The sequence below is a fragment of the Rhodococcus huquni genome (assembly GCF_055231055.1).
Genome location: NZ_JBUYWE010000006.1, coordinates 243,087 through 260,387, shown reverse-complemented (window position 1 = coordinate 260,387; position 17,301 = coordinate 243,087). Strand labels below are relative to the sequence as shown.

General features: G+C 66.1%; 19 protein-coding genes and 1 riboswitch. Of the genes, 8 read left to right on the top strand and 11 right to left on the bottom strand.

The features are described 5' to 3' along the window. Together ACZI8R_RS13965 and ACZI8R_RS13960 are read left to right on the top strand one after the other, a co-directional pair. The coding region (locus tag ACZI8R_RS13965; protein ID WP_463380227.1) for an HNH endonuclease signature motif containing protein at positions 1-278 on the top strand (278 nt) is incomplete at its 5' end. Positions 279-374: 96 nt separating this feature from the next. Then, complete coding sequence (locus tag ACZI8R_RS13960) at positions 375-731, top strand: hypothetical protein (RefSeq protein ID WP_463380226.1); 357 nt, start codon at positions 375-377, stop codon at positions 729-731. A 16-nt stretch (positions 732-747) separates the two neighbouring features. Here the strand turns inward: ACZI8R_RS13960 and ACZI8R_RS13955 are convergent, their stop codons facing one another. The 4 genes from ACZI8R_RS13955 to ACZI8R_RS13940 form a co-directional block, all read right to left on the bottom strand. Next, positions 748-1,416: a DUF3239 domain-containing protein gene (locus ACZI8R_RS13955; RefSeq protein WP_463380225.1), complete on the bottom strand. Its 669-nt coding sequence runs from the start codon at positions 1,414-1,416 to the stop codon at positions 748-750. Between the two features lie 9 nt (positions 1,417-1,425). Further along, positions 1,426-3,084, bottom strand: coding sequence for a DNA repair helicase XPB (locus ACZI8R_RS13950; protein WP_463380224.1), 1,659 nt, complete (start codon positions 3,082-3,084; stop codon positions 1,426-1,428). Positions 3,085-3,404: 320 nt separating this feature from the next. After that, entirely contained in the window at positions 3,405-3,584 is a 180-nt protein-coding gene (locus tag ACZI8R_RS13945; RefSeq protein ID WP_463380223.1) for a hypothetical protein, read from the bottom strand. A gap of 263 nt (positions 3,585-3,847) precedes the next feature. Next, positions 3,848-4,276 carry a DUF6194 family protein gene (locus ACZI8R_RS13940; RefSeq protein ID WP_463380222.1) on the bottom strand — a complete coding sequence of 143 codons (429 nt, stop codon included), beginning with the start codon at positions 4,274-4,276 and terminating at the stop codon, positions 3,848-3,850. Positions 4,277-4,338: 62 nt separating this feature from the next. On the opposite strand from ACZI8R_RS13940, the gene ACZI8R_RS13935 reads away from it, so the two are divergent. Then, the gene (locus tag ACZI8R_RS13935) at positions 4,339-5,070 is read left to right on the top strand and encodes a MerR family transcriptional regulator (RefSeq protein ID WP_463380221.1); all 732 of its coding nucleotides are present in this window, start codon (positions 4,339-4,341) and stop codon (positions 5,068-5,070) included. Here ACZI8R_RS13935 and ACZI8R_RS13930 read toward each other — a convergent pair. Then, positions 5,045-7,339 (bottom strand): helicase-associated domain-containing protein, encoded by a 2,295-nt coding sequence (locus ACZI8R_RS13930; RefSeq protein WP_463380220.1) that lies wholly within the window; start codon positions 7,337-7,339, stop codon positions 5,045-5,047. The genes ACZI8R_RS13935 and ACZI8R_RS13930 overlap by 26 nt on opposite strands. A 60-nt stretch (positions 7,340-7,399) precedes the next feature. Here ACZI8R_RS13930 and ACZI8R_RS13925 point away from each other — a divergent pair, with 60 nt between their 5' ends. Beyond that, positions 7,400-7,588 carry a hypothetical protein gene (locus ACZI8R_RS13925; RefSeq protein WP_463380219.1) on the top strand — a complete coding sequence of 63 codons (189 nt, stop codon included), beginning with the start codon at positions 7,400-7,402 and terminating at the stop codon, positions 7,586-7,588. A gap of 80 nt (positions 7,589-7,668) precedes the next feature. On the opposite strand, the gene ACZI8R_RS13920 is transcribed toward ACZI8R_RS13925, so the two are convergent. From ACZI8R_RS13920 to ACZI8R_RS13910, 3 genes are all read right to left on the bottom strand, one after another. Beyond that, positions 7,669-8,277, bottom strand: a complete 609-nt coding sequence (locus ACZI8R_RS13920; RefSeq protein ID WP_463380218.1) for a resuscitation-promoting factor Rpf1 domain-containing protein — start codon at positions 8,275-8,277, stop codon at positions 7,669-7,671. An 8-nt stretch (positions 8,278-8,285) separates the two neighbouring features. Then, positions 8,286-8,492: riboswitch (cyclic di-AMP (ydaO/yuaA leader) on the bottom strand. A 314-nt stretch (positions 8,493-8,806) separates the two neighbouring features. After that, on the bottom strand, positions 8,807-9,181 hold the full coding sequence (locus tag ACZI8R_RS13915; protein WP_463380217.1) for a YccF domain-containing protein: 375 nt from the start codon (positions 9,179-9,181) through the stop codon (positions 8,807-8,809). Between the two features lie 25 nt (positions 9,182-9,206). Next, positions 9,207-9,446 (bottom strand): hypothetical protein, encoded by a 240-nt coding sequence (locus ACZI8R_RS13910; protein WP_463380216.1) that lies wholly within the window; start codon positions 9,444-9,446, stop codon positions 9,207-9,209. A gap of 143 nt (positions 9,447-9,589) precedes the next feature. On the opposite strand from ACZI8R_RS13910, the gene ACZI8R_RS13905 reads away from it, so the two are divergent. Then, complete coding sequence (locus ACZI8R_RS13905) at positions 9,590-10,000, top strand: cold-shock protein (protein ID WP_463380215.1); 411 nt, start codon at positions 9,590-9,592, stop codon at positions 9,998-10,000. Between the two features lie 10 nt (positions 10,001-10,010). Here the strand turns inward: ACZI8R_RS13905 and ACZI8R_RS13900 are convergent, their stop codons facing one another. From ACZI8R_RS13900 to ACZI8R_RS13890, 3 genes are all read right to left on the bottom strand, one after another. Further along, positions 10,011-10,502 (bottom strand): DUF2771 domain-containing protein, encoded by a 492-nt coding sequence (locus ACZI8R_RS13900; protein ID WP_463380214.1) that lies wholly within the window; start codon positions 10,500-10,502, stop codon positions 10,011-10,013. Further along, positions 10,499-12,172, bottom strand: coding sequence for an MFS transporter (locus ACZI8R_RS13895; RefSeq protein ID WP_463380213.1), 1,674 nt, complete (start codon positions 12,170-12,172; stop codon positions 10,499-10,501). Before ACZI8R_RS13895 ends, ACZI8R_RS13900 begins: the two co-directional genes overlap by 4 nt. An 87-nt stretch (positions 12,173-12,259) precedes the next feature. Then, the gene (locus tag ACZI8R_RS13890; protein ID WP_463380212.1) at positions 12,260-13,084 is read right to left on the bottom strand and encodes a glutaminyl-peptide cyclotransferase; all 825 of its coding nucleotides are present in this window, start codon (positions 13,082-13,084) and stop codon (positions 12,260-12,262) included. 37 nt (positions 13,085-13,121) lie between these two features. Here ACZI8R_RS13890 and ACZI8R_RS13885 point away from each other — a divergent pair, with 37 nt between their 5' ends. From ACZI8R_RS13885 to ACZI8R_RS13875, 3 genes are read left to right on the top strand one after another with little or no spacing between them, the layout of a single operon-like run. Beyond that, positions 13,122-13,973 carry a DUF3027 domain-containing protein gene (locus ACZI8R_RS13885; protein WP_463380239.1) on the top strand — a complete coding sequence of 284 codons (852 nt, stop codon included), beginning with the start codon at positions 13,122-13,124 and terminating at the stop codon, positions 13,971-13,973. 23 nt (positions 13,974-13,996) lie between these two features. Then, positions 13,997-16,735, top strand: a complete 2,739-nt coding sequence (locus ACZI8R_RS13880; protein WP_463380238.1) for a sacsin N-terminal ATP-binding-like domain-containing protein — start codon at positions 13,997-13,999, stop codon at positions 16,733-16,735. Continuing rightward, positions 16,716-17,288 (top strand): phosphatase PAP2 family protein, encoded by a 573-nt coding sequence (locus tag ACZI8R_RS13875; protein WP_463380211.1) that lies wholly within the window; start codon positions 16,716-16,718, stop codon positions 17,286-17,288. The genes ACZI8R_RS13880 and ACZI8R_RS13875 overlap by 20 nt, the downstream gene beginning before the upstream one ends. The last annotated feature ends 13 nt before the right edge of the window (positions 17,289-17,301 follow it).

Sequence of the window (17,301 nt, the reverse complement as noted above, 5' to 3'; positions counted from 1 at the left end):
CGAATTGCGGGGCACCACCGTCGTGGTGCGAAGGGCATCACATCGTGCATTGGGCCGATCACGGCCGGACGGATATGAACAATTTGGTGTTGTTGTGCGGGTTTCATCACCGACTGATTCACCACTCCGAGTGGGAGGTGGTGATGGGTGCTGACAGGTATCCGTGGTTCCTGCCGCCGCGACTGCCGGGCAGTCGGCCGGTCTTGCCGTCGAACCGCCGCCCCGCCCGCCACACAGAGTCGGCACATGCAGGCCGGGCCGGACCCGACGCCGCCTGACACACCCGAGTACCGAGCAGCGCCGCCCACGAGCACCACGGACGGCGCCAATCGGCATGGTTCGGCTTAGCGTGGCGATCGCCGTTGGGCTCTGGGGTGTCGTCACGTACCTTTCGTTTCGCGCCCGAGGCCGCGGGGTACGTCGTGGAGCCGTTGTCGCATCCGTATTCCTATCGCTCGGCGGTGCGCTCGGCTTCCTCGCCGCGGCCATTGAATCCGGACGTCGTGAGCGGATTTCACCCCAGCATCGGCTGGTCTCACGGTTACGATCTGTTCCCTGCCGGAGTGCGATGTACGTACTGGACCGAGGCCGAGCCGCGATTCGAGATGGCCACCCATAGCCCCTGGCCCTACACGCTGCTCGTTTATGGCCTTGGCGCCGTCGCATTGATGCAAGTCGCCCGCGCAGTACGGGGCACTGTGGAGAAGCGGCGGAATCGTTCCACCGACTGACCGGGCTGCGCGATTCTCAGCGCAGCTGTTCGGGGAGCTCTCCCGGTTCCATTACGATGCGCTGGTCCGCGCTGTTGCGCACGGTCTCGGACTCGTCGATCTTGGATGCGAGGAACTTCCATTCGGCCTGGTCGATGGCATCGACGGCGCGTGCCCGGACCGACTTGTCGCGGGTACCCCAGGCGATCGGCATAGGGCTGACCATCTGCCACGTCTTGGCAGTACTCCGCTTGCCACGGTCCCCGAGCAGCGCCACGGAAGGCACCTTGTCGCCGATGCTCTGCTTCTGGCCGGGCAGCACCGGAATGTTCCGGGTGACCAGCGCATAGGCAGTGCCTTCGGCATCCGGTTTCGCGATGTCGACCAACGACAGCAGCGTCATCGCACGTGGATGCAGTTCGGACACGATCGCCGGCACCAAGGGATTCTTTCGATAGAGGTCGTCGATGCTGCCCATCTTGCGCGGCATCCACACCGCGAGCCACAGCGCCGTGACAGCGCCTGCGATCAAGACGACCCCGAGAACCACGGACCACGCGTGGCTCAACATGATCAGAAAAACGGCACCGACCACGAGAATCACGGCCAGAATGACGGCCGAAATCTGCATGCGGCGCAGGTCCGTGTAGGTCTGATTCACCGATTTTGCGTAGGCACGGTCGACCGTGAACTCGAAATGTCGCACGTGAAGACGCTATCCGATTGCGGGTCCCAGCAGGTCGTCGGCGTCCGTGATTCGGTACGCGTAGCCCTGCTCGGCGAGGAAGCGTTGGCGGTGTGCGGCGTACTCGGCGTCCAAGGTGTCACGCGAGACCACCGAGTAGAAGTGCGCCTGACCGCCGTCGTGCTTCGGTCGCAGCAGTCGGCCCAGTCGCTGTGCCTCCTCCTGGCGTGAGCCGAATGTCCCGGAGACCTGGACGGCGACCGATGCTTCGGGAAGGTCGATCGAGAAGTTGGCGACCTTGCTGACCACCAGAGTCTGGATCTCGCCGCTTCGGAACTTGTCGAACAGCTCCTCACGTTCCTTGTTCTTGGTGGAGCCCTTGATGACGGGCGCGTCCAGTGCCTCGCCGAGCTCGTCGAGTTGGTCGAGGTAGGCGCCGATCACGAGCGTCGGCGAATCCGGGTGCCGGTCCAGGATGGACTTCACGACGGCAACCTTGGTGTGTGCAGTGGAGCAGAGCTTGTAGCGCTCGTCCGGCTCTGCGACCGCGTAGGCCATGCGTTCGGCCTCGGTCATCGTCACGCGGACCTCGATGCAGTCGGCCGGTGCGATCCAGCCCTGCGCTTCGATGTCCTTCCACGGTGCGTCGTACCGCTTGGGGCCGATGAGGGAGAACACGTCACCTTCGCGTCCGTCCTCACGGACGAGTGTCGCGGTCAATCCGAGACGGCGGCGTGATTGCAGGTCGGCGGTCATGCGGAAGACTGGGGCCGGAAGCAGGTGGACCTCGTCGTAGATGACCAGGCCCCAGTCGCGGGAGTCGAACAGCTCGAGGTGCTTGTATTCGCCCTTCGTCCGGCGGGTGATCACCTGGTAGGTGGCAATGGTGATCGGACGGATCTCCTTGCGCTCTCCCGAATACTCGCCGATCTCCTCCTCGGTGAGGGAAGTGCGTGCGATGAGCTCGCGCTTCCACTGACGGCCGGCGACCGTGTTGGTCACCAAGATCAGCGTCGTCGCCTTCGCCTTCGCCATGGCGGCGGCGCCGACCATCGTCTTACCCGCACCACACGGCAGGACGACGACGCCGGAGCCGCCGGCCCAGAACGAGTCGGCCGCCATCTCCTGGTAGTCGCGGAGTTGCCAGTGACCCTCGTCGAAGGCCAGGTCGATCGGGTGAGCCTCGCCGTCGACGTAGCCGGCGAGGTCCTCCGCGGGCCAGCCGATCTTGAGCAGCATCTGCTTGAGGTGCCCACGCTCACTGGCGTGGACGATGACGGTGTCCTCGTCGACCGCCGCGCCCAGCATCGGCGCGATCTTCTTGTGTCGCATCACCTCGGTGAGTACTGCGCGGTCGAGGCTGACAAGGGTGAGTCCGTGTGCCGGGTTCTTCACCAACTGCAGGCGCCCGTACCGGCCCATCGTGTCGACGATGTCCACGAGCAGCGGCTGCGGCACCGCGAAGCGGGAGAAGTTGACCAGCGCGTCGACGACCTGCTCGGCGTCGTGGCCCGCAGCGCGGGCATTCCACAGAGCCAACGGGGTGACGCGGTAGGTGTGGACGTGCTCTGGTGCGCGTTCGAGCTCGGCGAAGGGGGCAATTGCCTGCCGGGCCTCGGCCGCACGTTCGTGATCGACCTCCAACAGCAGAGTCTTGTCGGACTGAACGATCAACGGTCCGTCGGTCACGGATACCTCCTCGATAGCGGTGCCGGATGTAGCCAGCCTTGCCATTGTCCTGGTTATGCGGTCCTCCCGCTACGTCGCGTGGCAGGAGGACCGCATGGACCGGTGAGGAGATGGAGGTGACGCTGTGAATCTGTGGAGCTAGCGCGCCGCCGCGACTCGTCGAGCTTCCATCACATGCGTGATCGCTTCGGCGATACCTGATCGGTAGCCGAGTTCTTTTTCTGTCACCGCCTGAACGGAATCGAGCTCTTGTTCCAGACGGACTTGAATTCGGTCGAGCGCTGACAGTGTTCTTTTCACTTTTTCTGCCGTTGCCCTTTCTAGGCGGATTTCTCGAAAGTGCCGGAAAGGTATGCGCACTCGTCCAGCACGAAAATACGTGCCATTGCAATTCCGGCGAGATATCCGGCGGTGTGTTGCTCCGCGCCCGGCCGTGACTCCGGGGCGCGGTTGAGCACGTCGTACAGGACGTCGAGTTCGCTTGTCGCTGTGAACATCATGCGGATGGTCCCTCAGTGTCCCTTCCGCTTCCGGATGAATTCGGAAGACTCCGCGACCTTTGCGCGCTTTTCTGCGCGGCGTTCCTTCAACGACTGTGCGGGTTTCTTCAGATCCTTACCCTTGCCTGCCATTGTCGCTCCCTTTCGAAGTGGCAATCACAACAAGGCCGACCATACGTCATTTTTTTGGAAAAGCCAGTTTCGAAAAATCCATGCGTCGGAGTCGGAAAAAATCCGAAAAGACTCGGGGTTTCGGGCAATATTCAACCGCGTCGCTCGTGCCTCGAGCGCGCTCGGGTATACGCGGACTCCAAGAGCTCACGGACAGCCTGCTCGGTCGTCGGGCCGGGGTTCACCACCGCGAGCCAGTTCGCCGACGCGTACACCGGGTGAGCGATGACCGTGTCGGGGGCGGGCGCGGTCTCTGCTGCGAAGCGGGCGAACTCGTCTTTGGTGGCGGCGACGTTGATGCGGAAGGCGCCGGGGGCATCCAATCCGCAACGATCGTCGTCCGGGTAGTCCTTGGTGACGATGGTCGCGAAGGGTTGGCCAGGCGGCACCACGCCGTCGGGCGAGAAGTAGAAGAAGGTGTCGCCCCAGGCAATTTCGGGGGTTCCGTCGCCGGGTCCCGGGCGGAGGGCCAGTACGTCGTCGAAGTTGCTCACGAAGTCGATGATCTCGTTCATGGTCATGTGTTCCAGCGTTTCATTAAAGTGCTTGTGGAGGCATCAGCACGGAAGGCGCAGGAAAACTCGTGGAAACCCTCGATTCGGTCACGTTGCGCACCGCAGAGGTGGCGCGCCGTGCGGGCTGCTCGGTTCAGCAGGTACGCAATCTCGAATCGATCGGCGTGCTACCGGCGGCCACGCGCGCGCCCAACGGGTACCGCGTCTACGGCGAGGTTCACGTGCGGTGCGTGCGTGCGTATCGAGCGCTCGCTGTCGCGACGGGACCGGTCGATGCCAAACACCTGCTCCGGGCACTGCACCGAGAATCTGTGCCAGGAGAAGAGGGGAGCTACCTAGCGCTACTCGACGCTGCGCACGCGGGACTCCACCGAGAGCGGACGGATCTCGAGCTGACCAGGAAGGCTGTCGCGGCGATCGCTGCCGAACCGATCGCGCAGGTGCGTTCTGCAGATGCGATGGCGGTGGCAGAACTGGCCGAGGCGCTCGGAGTGCGCGCGTCGACTCTGCGGCACTGGGATGCGGAAGGGCTCGTGGTCCCGGGCCGTGAGGGCCCTCGAAGCAGGCGTCGCTACTCGCCGACGGACGTACGCGACGCGCGTATCGTCCATCAACTTCGAGGCGCCGGATATCGGGTGCCGGCGCTGAGGATCGTGATGCGGGGCTTCCCGCGGGGGAGTGCCTCGGAGGTCGAGGCCGCGCTGGCTGCGCGCCACGCGAGTATCGAAAGGCGGTCGCGGGCGCTGCTCGACGCGGCCGCCGAACTGGCCGGAATCAGTCGACCGGAGAGACAGACGTGATTCTGTGGAGCGTGAACCTACGGACGCTGCCGGTCGCGGGATCGAATGCATCCAGTTGTCCGCCGCCGACGCTGACCGGGTCGACGATGCGGTGAGTTGCCACGCCCTGCGCGTCGACGTAACCGATGGTGACGCTGGACTTCTTGCTCGCGGCCTTCGCGAGCAGTGCAAGGGTGGCAGCGGTTCCGGCGCGTGAACCGTCGGACCGGACACCTCCTCGTACTCCCGCCGATGCCGCGAGATCACCGGCGCGCAGGGTGCGCACCAGTGCTTCGAGTTGAGAGTCGGTGGCGATTGCGGGAGTGCGGGTGGTGACGCGGGGGCGTCGGGTCTGGATGCGTGCGCCTCGCGGGCGTAGGTCGACGAGCGCACCGGTCGAGTCCTCGCCGGCGGGGGAGAAACCCGCGGACCGAAGCTCGGCAAGGACTTCGCGCAGCGGTGCCTGCGAGACGGCGACGGTGGGTGCGAGTGCCCGCAGTGCAAGCGGCTCCGCAACCGGGGATGCGAGCACTTCTGCCAGCAACGACGGGTCCTCGCATCGGACGAAGGCGGTTGCCACGCCTGCGCGAAGGCGTCCGTGTCGGCGTGCCACGTCGTCGATGAGGTACGTCAAGGACTGGGGGACAGGTGTCCGTGAGCGAGTCGAGAAGAGGCTGTGCAGCTCGGTCGCGCTCGTGCCCACGTCGAGTGCGCGGCGAATGCTTGTCTCGCTGATCCGGTACATGGACGCCGCTCCGGCGGATTCGATGTCGGCGACGAGGGTGAGCTGTTCGAGGAGATCGGGCGCGAGGGGGCCGGGGACCACAACGGTGAGGTCCGCCTGAACCAGAAAATGGTCGACGGGCTCGGGGAGGGCGGTGTGCATCTCGGCCTCGGCGTCTCCGCCGTGCAGCAGTGCCCGCCCCGGTGAACTCAGCGCACCGTGAGCCACGAGTCCGAGGGAGGTCGCTTCGGCCAGGGTCCGTTCCACGGCGAACGGGCGCATGCGCGCTCCCCAACGGGGACGCTGCCACGACAGCAGACGGCTGACATCGTTGCCGGTTGCGCTGCGTCCGCTACCGAGATCGGCGAATGCAGTCAGGATCGCTCTGCGGTCGTGCGGCGCCGAGGGCGCCCTGGCCTCCTCCGACAATGCGGCGACGGGCTTGTCGTTGGAATCTCGCATTCCGACGAACCACGCCACCCGAGGCAGATCGAGCCAGGCCGCCGCAAGGGTGTGCCACCGCTTCGCCGTGGACGCGTTCGACCAGGCGTCGACGGCGACGGTCGGGGCCCAATAGGAGTCTCCGGTGTCGCCTGCGGGCGCCGGGTCGGGCATACCGGCCGCGATCAGCCCGGCGCCGGCGAGGACCTCGGCGATCAGACTCACCCTGGCTTCGTCGACGCCGACGGATTTGGTTATCCGGCGAAGCTCACGAACGCCGAGCCCACCTGCCCGCAGAACAGGGGCAGGGGATTCGCCGAGGAGGGTGAGCACGTTCTCGCAATGCCGAATCATCTCGAGAGATTCGCCGGCCGCGGCGGCATTGATGTCGGCCGGAGGGTTCTTCTTGGTGGGAACCGCGGGCGGTGTGAGGGACGTAGGGTCGAAGACTGCTTCACCGCGCAGTGCCTGCCGAACCTGATGTGGGAGTTCCACGGTCTCGGCATCGATCCAGTGAAGCAGGCCTGCCGACAGGAGTCGTTGCACCGGGCGGTCGGGGGAGGTCCCTGGTGCCGCGTCGCGGGTTCGGCCGATCGAGCTCGTGCGGGCGAGGGTGTCGAGAAGCTCGCGCTCACGCGTATCGAGGGTCTTCAATGCCGCGTCGATCTCCGACTCGCTCAGTGCTTCGAACGAGTCGGTGGAACGTCCCACGCGCCAGGGGATGGTGGCGACGACCGCGGGTGCGATGTGCAGTGAGTGATCGCCCCACACGAGGGCGGAGGCGCGCAGTTCTTCGACCGCTTTGTCCACGGCCTTCTTGGTAGCGCGTGACCCGAGTGCTTCCGCGAGTACCTCACGAGGCACACCGGCCTCCTCGGCGTGTTCGAGGGCGAGGATCTCCAGAATTCCGAAGTCGAGTGTCGTGAGATCGTCCGCGGCGCGGACCACCGAGGCGCGCTGCTCCGCCCGTCCGGCAAGGACGACAACAGTGGAAGGAGGAGGTACCGCCAGATCGGGGCGCCGCCGAAGCAGTTCCGTCAGCTCGGCGTCGGAGCGGTGAGCCAGCCAATCCGCGAAGGTGGCCGCGCTCACGGCGGTCTCGGAAGTGTCGTCGATTTCGGTCATCGCCTATCAGATTAGAGACCTGGGCTGTACGTTGCTTCGCGCTCCTGTCAAAATGTCCTCGTGGCTAACAATTCGAAGAAGCAGTATGTCGATCCAGGGTGGCCGGAAACTGCAGACGGAGATCACGCAGTGACCGAGCTGTCGTCGAGCCGAGCAGGCGGTCTTTCCCCGTTCGGGGAGGACACCGAGTTTCCGCTGCCCGCGGACTCGCTGCCGTACGCGCACCCGCGCACCGTCATCAACCGCTAGGCGGTCGATACGAGAAGGGCCCCGCACCATCAGGTGCGGGGCCCTTCTCGTATCGATGCCGTGGTGTCGATACCGGGGGATTACTGCGGTGCGAGCAGTCCCTTGTTGGCGTCGATGAAGTCGAGGATCTGCGGATCGATCTCGATGCCCTGCTGCTGGACCGTCTCGAGGGCCGTGTTGACGGCGTCGAGGTAAGGAGCCGTGTCTTCGGTCGACGGCAGGCTGGTCAGGTCGGGAAGCTCCGGAGTTGCGGGAGCTTCCTGTGCCTCCGGCGCCTCGGGTGCTTCCGGGGTGGCGGCCGGCGCGTCACGCTGCGTCGGTGCGCTGCTCAGGCCGAGGCTCGAGGAGCAGGACGGCCATGCGCCCCAACCCTGGGAGTCGAGGACCCGCTCTGCCACGACGATCTGCTGTTCACGCGATGCACTGTTTGCGGTGGCTGCGTACTCGTCGCCGCCGTGTGCGCTCCAGGTGCTGGGGGAGAACTGCAGTCCGCCCTGGAAGCCGTTTCCGGTGTTGATTCCCCAGTTGCCGCCGGACTCGCACTGGGCGAGCTGGTCCCAGTCGGAGTCGGGGGCTGCGGAAGCGGTGCCCGAGAAGGCTGCTCCGGCGACGCCCATGATGGCGCCGGTGACGGCGACCTTGGCGACGGTGCGGCCGGTATTGGTGGGTTTGCGATGGCGTCCGGTCATGGTTGTCGAGATCCTCTCCACACGCGCCTGCGAGGTCAGCTGTCGGGTTCGGGCTGAGAGGTCGCCCGGCCTCGCCTCTCCTGGCTGGAAGAGGGTCTGGCTTCACCCCGAGATTCGGAGCTGGTCCGAATCGGTGTCCTTCCGAGAACGGTTGTTCCCTGAGGGACTTTGGGTCCCCCGTCCCTGTCCCTGGAATGCTTCGTCGGGACTCCGGTACCCGCGGGACAGGGCTTGGCGCGGCGGGCCGGGTGTGACCGAGATTTCCTCGGCCGTGGATGACCGTAACGGTCGAAAGGCCGAGTGTCACCATTTGGTAACGCGGGGTGTCGGCGGGTGCTGCCAAGTCGATTCGCACGCAACGTGACTCCTCACTGCCTATTCCCAGCTAGTCGCGCCGAAGGAGGGTTGGCCCCCTCTTGTCACCCGTCCGTTATCGTCCTGTTATGTGACAAAGCTCACAGGTAACGCTCGCGGTAGGTCCGGACACGGTGGGAATGGTTCGAGAGGGGCGGAAGGTGTGCATGGGGCGTCAGCGGATGTCGACGATGTCCTTGCCCAGCGGCATGAGAGAAATCGGGATCAGCTTGAGGTTCGCCACGGCGAGCGGGATGCCGATGATCGTGATGGCCATCGCGATGGCCGTGACCACGTGTCCGAGTGCGAGCCAGATACCGGCGAGGACCAGCCAGATGATGTTGCCGACGAGTGAACCGACGCCGGCGTCCGGTTTCTCCACCACCGTCTTCCCGAACGGCCACAGGGCGTACACGCCGACGCGGAACGAGGCGATACCGAAGGGGATGGTGACGATGAGGATGCAGAAGGCGATACCGACGAGGAAGTAGCCGAGTGCGAGCCACAACCCGCCGAAGACCAGCCAGATGATGTTCAGGAGAAGTCGCATCGGATGTCCTTCGTGAATGGTGTGGTCAGCGGGCGCGGCGACCCGATCGAAGAGCGAAGACGATCGCGAGGACGAAGCCGATGGGGCACGCCAGGGTGAGTAGGTAGAGCACGAGGCCCGGTTTGCCGTCGGACAGGACGGGCGTCAGAAAAATGGCCACGATGGCCAGAACACCGACGATGAAGAACCCCGCCGCCACCCGCAGCAGGGTGTTGCTCTCGCGTGGTGAGTCGGACGGCGGCTGGGATATCGGTTCGGATGCCACACCAGCAACGATAGTGCGTCGAAACCCGGGTGCCCGAGTGGGTGTTGCCGAGGTACCATGATCCGGACTGCGCGTCCCGCACCGGTTGTGGGGCGCGTTCTTCTGTATATCGAACACATTCGAGTGATGAGCGGGTGAACGCGGTGCCGACCGGCAAGGTGAAGTGGTACGACGTCGAGAAGGGTTTCGGCTTTCTGGCGCAGGAGGAGGGCGAGGACGTCTACGTCCGTGCGTCCGCTCTTCCCGCGGGCGTCGAGGGCCTCAAGGCCGGTCAGCGCGTCGAGTTCGGCATGGCTGCCGGACGTCGTGGACCGCAGGCATTGAGCGTGCAGGTGCTCGAACCGGCGCCGTCGGTACGTCAGGGCGGTGGCCGCAAGGAGCCGTCGGCGAAGAAGCACACCCCGGACGAACTGCACGGCATGGTCGAGGACATGATCACGCTCCTCGAGGCCAAGGTGCAGCCGGACCTGCGGAAGGGGCGCTACCCCGACCGCAAGACCTCTCAGCGGATCTCCGAGGTCGTTCGGGCCGTCGCGCGCGAACTCGACAGCTGAGCCGCTCGCGTCAGGCCGTCTTGATCGACCAGACGGCCCGCACGTGCGGGAATCCCTGTTCGTCGACCACCGCGGACGGTAGCTGAATCTCCACTCCGACGAGTTGCCGTTCCTCGGTGGATTCGACGGTGACCGACGTGGTCGAGTCCGGGGTGAAGTTGCGGGCATCGAGGACGGGTTCGCCTTCCGGCGTTGCGTAGACCTCGACGATGCGCCACGGTGCCTCGGAAATGTCCTTGGGCACCGAGATCTGCAGCGGGTAGCCGATCGGCACGTCCAGCTCGCCGGTTTCGCCCTCGACGCAGTCTTCGAGGTACAGGCTGCAGTAGGCGAGGGGCTGTACCTGAACTGCCGTTCCGTGCGCGTACGCAGTCAGCTTGGGTGGCGGGGTATCGGCGTTTCGGACCAGCAATGTGATCACGGCCCCGAACGCGACCGCCACCACCAGCAGTCCCGCGGCGACGAGGGCCACGATCTTCTTGGTGCGTGTCTGCAGAGTCATCTGTTCACATTCCCCGGTCGCTCGGTTGGTCGTGTTCGGTCGGTTCTGCCGGTGGCGATGGGCTCGGTCAGTTCCTGGTCGGCAAGGTTCGGCCGCTTGCCGCCCAGCCCCGGTAGCAACGAACTGCCACGGTAGCTGAGCACGGTTTGGGTGAGCCCGACGGTGAGGACCACCGCGACCACGGTGAACCCGAGCCAGTACTCCGTGGGAAGCAGAACGCCGAAAGCGCCACCGATGACCCAGCTCAGCTGCAGGGCGGTCTCGGAACGCCCGAATCCGGAGGCGATCGACTCCTCGGGGAGATCGTGCTGGAGCGAAGCGTCGAGTGACACCTTCGCGAGCGCGCTTGCGCCGGAAGCGACGAGCGTGGCCAGGGCGGCGGTGAGGAGGTTGTCGGTGAAGGCGGCGATCACCGCGATGATCCACACCGACACGGTGCAGCGCACGACGATGAGCGCCGGTCGGCCGAGTTTGAGTCGAGCCCCCGAGGCGTTGCCGGCGAAGTTGCCGATTGCTGCTGCCGCACCGACCAGGCCCAGCATTGCGGCCTGTACGAGCGGCTCGTGTTCGGTCTCGGACTTGGCCACGAACGCGATGAACAGCGTCAGAAAGCCGGTAAGGACGCGGATGGTGCTGTTGCCCCAGAGCCCAACGATCACGGCGCGACCGAGTGGCTGACGCCGTTTGATCGCCTTGGTCGGCGCGGGGTTGCCGGACGGGATGACCTCGGTGGCGGGATCGTCGCCGTGGTAGCTGATCGTCGCCGGGACTTCACCTTCCGTCACCTCGACCCAGGACGGGATCCGCATACTCAGATAGGCCCCGGTGATAGTGACGACTGCGGTGAACCAGAGGGCTGCCGCGGACGTGCCGAAGACGAACGCGAGTCCGCCGGCCACCGCGCCGGCGCCCATCGTGCCGCCGATCAGGCCGAACACCGTGAGTCTCGAGTTGACGCGAACCAGGTCTATCTCCGGTGGTAGGACACGTGGAGTCACCGCACTCTTGAGCACCGAGAAGGACTTGCTCAGCACCATCATCCCGAGGGCCGCCGGATACAGAACCCAACTGTCGAAGTTGAAGACGAGGATGAGGGCCAGTGCCGTCCGCAATCCGAACGACGTCGCGAGTGCAATGCGTCTGCCGTGCTGCAACCGGTCCAACATCGGGCCGATGAGCGGCGCGATGATGGCGAACGGCGCGATGGTGATCAGCAGGTACAGCGCGACCTTGGTCTTGTCCTCGCCCGTAGCGGCCGAGAAGAAGAGCGTGTTGGCGAGTGCCACCGCCAGTGCGGCGTCGGTGGCGTTGTTGGCCATCACCGCATAGGTGAGAGCCGTGAGCCCCGACTTGTCCGCGCCGTCCGCCTTGGCGGCCCGGTGGAACGTGGCGATGCCCTTGTTGGTGAGCTCCCGGCTGCGCATGGCGGCAACCCGGGTCACGGTGAGCTTGCGTGGAACCCGTGGCGATTTCGGTGCATCCGGATCTGCTTTGCGGCCCTTACCGCCGCCCTGCCCGTTCGTCGGGTGAAGCGGTGGGAGCGGTGTTCGTCTGGACGACGCGCGCGACGCCGGCGGATATTTGTCGTATCCGGGATGAACCGAGTTCTCGAAATCTCCGTCGGAGTGCCGACGGTCGTCGGGGTCGTAGGGGTCGCGCGGTCCGGTCACAGTTCCAATTCTGTCCTAGTCTCGCGGCGAACGACCACTGACACCCCCTGCAATGCTGGTCACTTCCGCCTGTCGGGAATCCTGGTCTCAGGATACGAAGCGGACCACGAACATCGCGGGCCAGTACTTTCCGGTGACGAGGAATCGATCGGTGCCGGGAATCTGGGCGATTCCGTTGAGGACGTCGATGTTCGACGTACCCGACGGCAATGCGTTCCGGGCCGCGCTCGCGTCGATCTCGTCGGTGACGCGGCCGCTTTCCGGGTCGATCCGGACGATGGTGTCAGTGGTCCAGACGTTGGCGTAGACCCCGCCGTCCTCGGCGCATTCGAGTTCGTTGAGTCGATCGACCGGGCCGGTGTCGTCGTTCACCTCCACCGTGCGGTTCACGGCGAACGTGGTGGGGTCACGGAACGTGAGGTCGGACGACCCGTCGCTCATGACGAATTCGTCGGAGCGAGAGCACAGGCCCCAGCCTTCGCCGTCGTACTCGACTCGCCGCTTCTCGGCCAGTGATGTCCGGTCTCGCTCCACGGCGACGCCGTCACGCCACGTCAGCTGCCACACGCTGTCGTCGGTGACGGTGATGCCTTCGCCGAACAGCCGGTCGGGAAGGTCGGCCTGTTCGCGGACGGTGCCGCCGGGGAAGTCGGACGCGCGAAGCCACGAGGCTCCCGCGATTCCGGTGCCTTCGTAGAGTTCGCCGTCGCGGATCTCGAGGCCCTGGGTGAAAGCCGCTGGATCGTGCTCGAGGGTGTCGATGATTTCGACCCGCAGAGAGGCAGGTGGTGCGCCGTCCGCCGGGGCGTTCTGTCCGCTGCATCCGGTCGCAGCGCAGGTGACCGAGACGATCGCCGCCACCGAGGTGGCGGCTGAACTACGCCTCGAACGGCGTGGCCGGGGACCGGTCATTGCCCCAGCATGACAGCCCACGTGGTGAGTACTTGCGCTGGTGCGGCAAACTGGTGGCGTGAGTGTTGCTTCTTCCCCCGAGCGCGCGACTGCGCGCCCTGTCCTGGCCGACGCTGTCGAACTGGCCCGTACGGCGCTGGTGGAACTACACGATGGGCCGGTCGGTGAGTACCTCGGCTTCACCGCCGAGGACGACTGCGCCGCGACCCACCGATTCGTGGCAGAACTCCCCGGCTATCGCGGTTGGCAGTGGGCCGTCGTGGTTGCCGCCGACCCGACGTCCGATCACGCCACCGTCAGCGAACTGGCGTTGCTACCCGGCCCGGATGCTCTTCTCGCACCCGAGTGGCTGCCGTGGGACCGGCGCGTTCGTCCCGGCGATCTGTCCGCAGGCGACCTACTTGCGCCGCCGGAGCAGGACCCGCGGCTGGTGCCGGGGTACGCCGCGACCGGTGATCCGGTCGTGGACGAGACAGCTCTGGTGCTCGGTCTCGGCCGCAAGCAGGTCATGAGTCTCGAAGGTCGCGAGGATGCGGCCGAGCGCTGGTATTCGAGCGAGTTCGGCCCCGGTTCGGAGATGGCGAAAGCTGCGCCGTCGACGTGCGGGCTGTGTGGCTTCTACCTGCCGCTGGCAGGATCGCTGCGTTCGGCATTCGGGGTGTGCGGAAACGAGATGGCGGCCGACGGGCATGTCGTGCATGCCGGTTTCGGCTGCGGTGCGCATTCGGACACCACGTTGCCCAAGGGAGCGGGTTCGCCGCGATACGACGCCTACGACGACGGGGCAGTCGAAGAAGTGAAGGTGGCTCCGCGCACCGAGCAGCCGCCCACCGAGCGGCCGGCGATCGACGAGCCTTCTGGCGATGAGGAAGTCACATCGTCGACGTAGCCGATCCGTTCGGCACCGGCGCGCTGCGTGAGTCGACGCTGCTCGCCTGGAAGACGTCACCGACTCGTCTTCGCGAGGATGCGGCAACCGAATCCGATCTGATTCGCGGCGGATATCGTGACCGGCTCCTCACCGAGCTCGCTCAGAACGCTGCCGATGCTGCTGCCCGGGCGGGCGTACCCGGCACGGTCCGGGTGACGCTGGACGGCCGCACGCTTCGGGTGTCCAATACCGGCGCGCCGCTGGACGCTGACGGCGTGGTCGCGTTGTCAGCCCTGCGCGCGTCCGCGAAGTCCGAAGGATCGGTCGGGCGCTTCGGTGTCGGCTTCACCGCGGTGCTCTCGGTGAGTGACGACGTGGAGTTGCGGTCGGCCTCGGGTTCGATCGCGTTCTCGGCGCAGCGCACTCGCGGCGAGATCGCAGCTTTGGGTCTGCCTGAACCGGATTCGGGTGTTCCCGTGTTGCGCCTGGTGTGGCCGACGGCCGAACTTCCGTCCGAAGGTGCGGCCTCCGAGGTCGTCCTGCGACTACGCGACGACGTCGATGCGGAACGACTGCTGCGCCACATGAAGGCCGAGGCGCTCGACCTGCTCCTCGAATTGCCCTCCCTGGAGTCGATTCGGGTGGGCTCCGTGGATCTGCGCCGCACGGAGCGGGTCCTGCCGTCCGGTGTGACCGAGGTGACGATCGGTGACGACGTGTGGTGGCAGTACCGCACCGAACACGCGCGCTGGATCGTCCCGGTGCGCGACGGCGTCGTACAGCCCGTGTCGGAGGACGTGCTGCGTGCCCCGACACGATCCGACGAGGAGCTTTCGATTCCCGTCATCGTCGTGGCAGATGTTGCGATGCAGCCCGATCGGCGCCGCGTTCTGCCGGGTGCGCAACTCTCGAAACTGGCCCGCGGCTACGCCGAATTCGTTGCTGCGTTGCCGCCCACTCAGCGTCCCAAACTCGTTCCCGTTCCGGGTTTCGCGCGTAGCGAGGTCGATTCCGAACTGAGGGACGGCATCGTTCGCGAACTGTGCGCCGAACCGTGGGTGCCGACGGTGGCCGGTACGGACGTGGCCCCCGGCCGGGCGACCGTGGTGCCCGGGGCGAGTGCGGATCTCGTGGAGTTGCTCGAGACCGTGGTGGGCGGCCTGGTACCGGCGGAGTTGTCCGGTCACCGTCATGCCGGTGCACTCGCTGCCGTCGACACCCATCGTCTCGGACTGGCACGTATCGCCGAGATCCTGAGTGGGTCCGAACACGAGCCGCAGTGGTGGCGCAGGCTGTACTCCGCTCTCGAACCGTTGGTTCACGACGGAATCGCGGCCGAAGAGCTTGCGGCGATTCCGGTTCCGCTGTCGGACGGCCGCACGGTGACCGGTCCGCGGACGGTGGTGGTCGGACCCGAGGTCGACCAGGATGCCGTGGGAACGCCCGAGGTCGAATGGGCTCGACTGGTACATCCGGCGGCCGCGCATCCGCTCCTCACCCGTCTGGGAGCAAGTGCCGCTACCGCGTCGGATCTGTTGAGTGACCCGGCGCTGCGGGCGCTGATCGAGGATGTGTCCGACGATTACGAGGACACGGGAGACGCCGAACCGGCAGCGCGTCTGACTGCCACCGTGGTGTCCCTGGCCGCTCACGCCCCGGTGGGGACGCTGCCCGCGTGGACAGGCCAACTGCTGCTTCGTGACGAAGTGGGGGACCTGCGACCCGCAGACGAACTACTGCTGCCGGGCTCCCCGCTAGCGCAGGTGCTGGTCGCGGATTCGCTGTTCGGGGTGGTGGATTCGGTCCAGGCCGAGACGTTCGGTACGGAGGCGCTACGTGCGATCGGCGTCGGATGGGGATTCACGGTGGTCCGCTCCGAGTTGCCCTCCGGCCCGGACCACGACCTCGCAGACGAAGACCTGTGGTGGGAGACTCTGTCCGACGATCCCGAGGTGTTCGAGGGGGTCCGCGACCTCGATCTCGTGGACGAGAACCGCTGGGGCGAGGCGCTGGAACTGCTCCTCGAGGATCCGATCACCCGCCGATCGACGATGGATCGAGACGGCTACACAGCCTGGTGGCTTCGACATCACGCGGTCGTGGCGGGCACTGCGCTGGGGATGTTCCGCGCGCCGGGTGATTCCACGTTCACCGGAATTCTCGACCCGTTCGAGCACGTCGACGCAGCTTCGTTGTCGGCGGTGCTCGCCGCCGACCGTGTGGACGACGTAGAACTGGCTCAGCTGATGCTCGAACGACTGTCCGATGCGGATCGGGAGCCCGCACCCGCAGTGATCGTTCGGACGCATCGCCTCCTCGCCGAGGCGATCGATCAGGGTCGCGTCGACGTGGACGACCTCGACCTGCCGCCCTTCGTCCGGGCCCTGTCCGGGGCCGTGATCGATCCGGCGGAGGCATTCGTCCTCGACCGGACATGGATGTCCGCGGTGCTACCGCACGACCGAATCGTGGTCGGTGACATCGCCACAGCCGCAGCCTTGTCCTCGCTGCTCGACATACCGCCGGCCTCGGAGGTCGTGTTCGGCGAGGTGGTGAGCACCGGGCGCGAGACCACATGGACGCAGGAGCCCGAGTTGGTGCTCGAAGACGTCGTACGCGGCCCGGCCGTGCGTGACAGTTCGGCCGCTCGCGACGGTGAGGTCGTCGTGCACGAGAAACTCGTCGTGCGATGCACCGGTGCGGTCGAGGGCGAGTTCGTCGTCGACGGCTGGGTGGACTCGGCTGGAAGGACGCATCGCGGTGGCTTCCACAGGCACTGACGCCTATACGGGTATGGACCAGAGCATTCTCGACGCCACGGTGTCCGAACGAACGCCCGGATGGGTGGATGCGGTCACCGTGATCACCGATTCCGGCGGAACCATCGCGGTATGGATCGCTTCCGCAGTGATCGTCACGACACTTCTGTTGCGCGGCGACCGCGGCTCGGCCTGGTTCGTTGCCGCGGTGATGCTGTCCGGCTGGGCGTTGTCGAGCGGGACCAAACTGGCGTTCGCGCGGGAGCGCCCGCCCGTTCCACTACGCCTGGTGGAGATCTCGTCGTACTCGTTACCGTCCGGCCACGCCATGATGACGTCGACGTTCGTGTGTGTCGTCGTCGTGGTGCTCGCCCGGTTGCATATTCCCGCCGTGGCGCGAACGGCCGCGTACGTATGTCTCGGCCTCTACACGCTCGCCGTCGGGTTGTCGCGCATCTACCTGGCCGCGCATTGGACCACGGACGTACTGGCAGGCTGGGCCTTCGGGGCGTTGTGGGTGATGCTGTGCGTGTGGGTGGCGCGACGCTTGCCTGCGATGCGAACAGCGGCCTAGCAGGCGGTCTGCC

Coding starts and splice junctions, on each gene's coding strand:
- ACZI8R_RS13900 (WP_463380214.1), bottom strand. CDS start 10,502: ATGACTCTGCAGACACGCACCAAGAAGATCGTGGCCCTCGTCGCCGCG.
- ACZI8R_RS13920 (WP_463380218.1), bottom strand. CDS start 8,277: ATGACCGGACGCCATCGCAAACCCACCAATACCGGCCGCACCGTCGCC.
- ACZI8R_RS13945 (WP_463380223.1), bottom strand. CDS start 3,584: ATGATGTTCACAGCGACAAGCGAACTCGACGTCCTGTACGACGTGCTC.
- ACZI8R_RS13940 (WP_463380222.1), bottom strand. CDS start 4,276: ATGACCATGAACGAGATCATCGACTTCGTGAGCAACTTCGACGACGTA.
- ACZI8R_RS13915 (WP_463380217.1), bottom strand. CDS start 9,181: ATGCGACTTCTCCTGAACATCATCTGGCTGGTCTTCGGCGGGTTGTGG.
- ACZI8R_RS13930 (WP_463380220.1), bottom strand. CDS start 7,339: ATGACCGAAATCGACGACACTTCCGAGACCGCCGTGAGCGCGGCCACC.
- ACZI8R_RS13890 (WP_463380212.1), bottom strand. CDS start 13,084: ATGACCGGTCCCCGGCCACGCCGTTCGAGGCGTAGTTCAGCCGCCACC.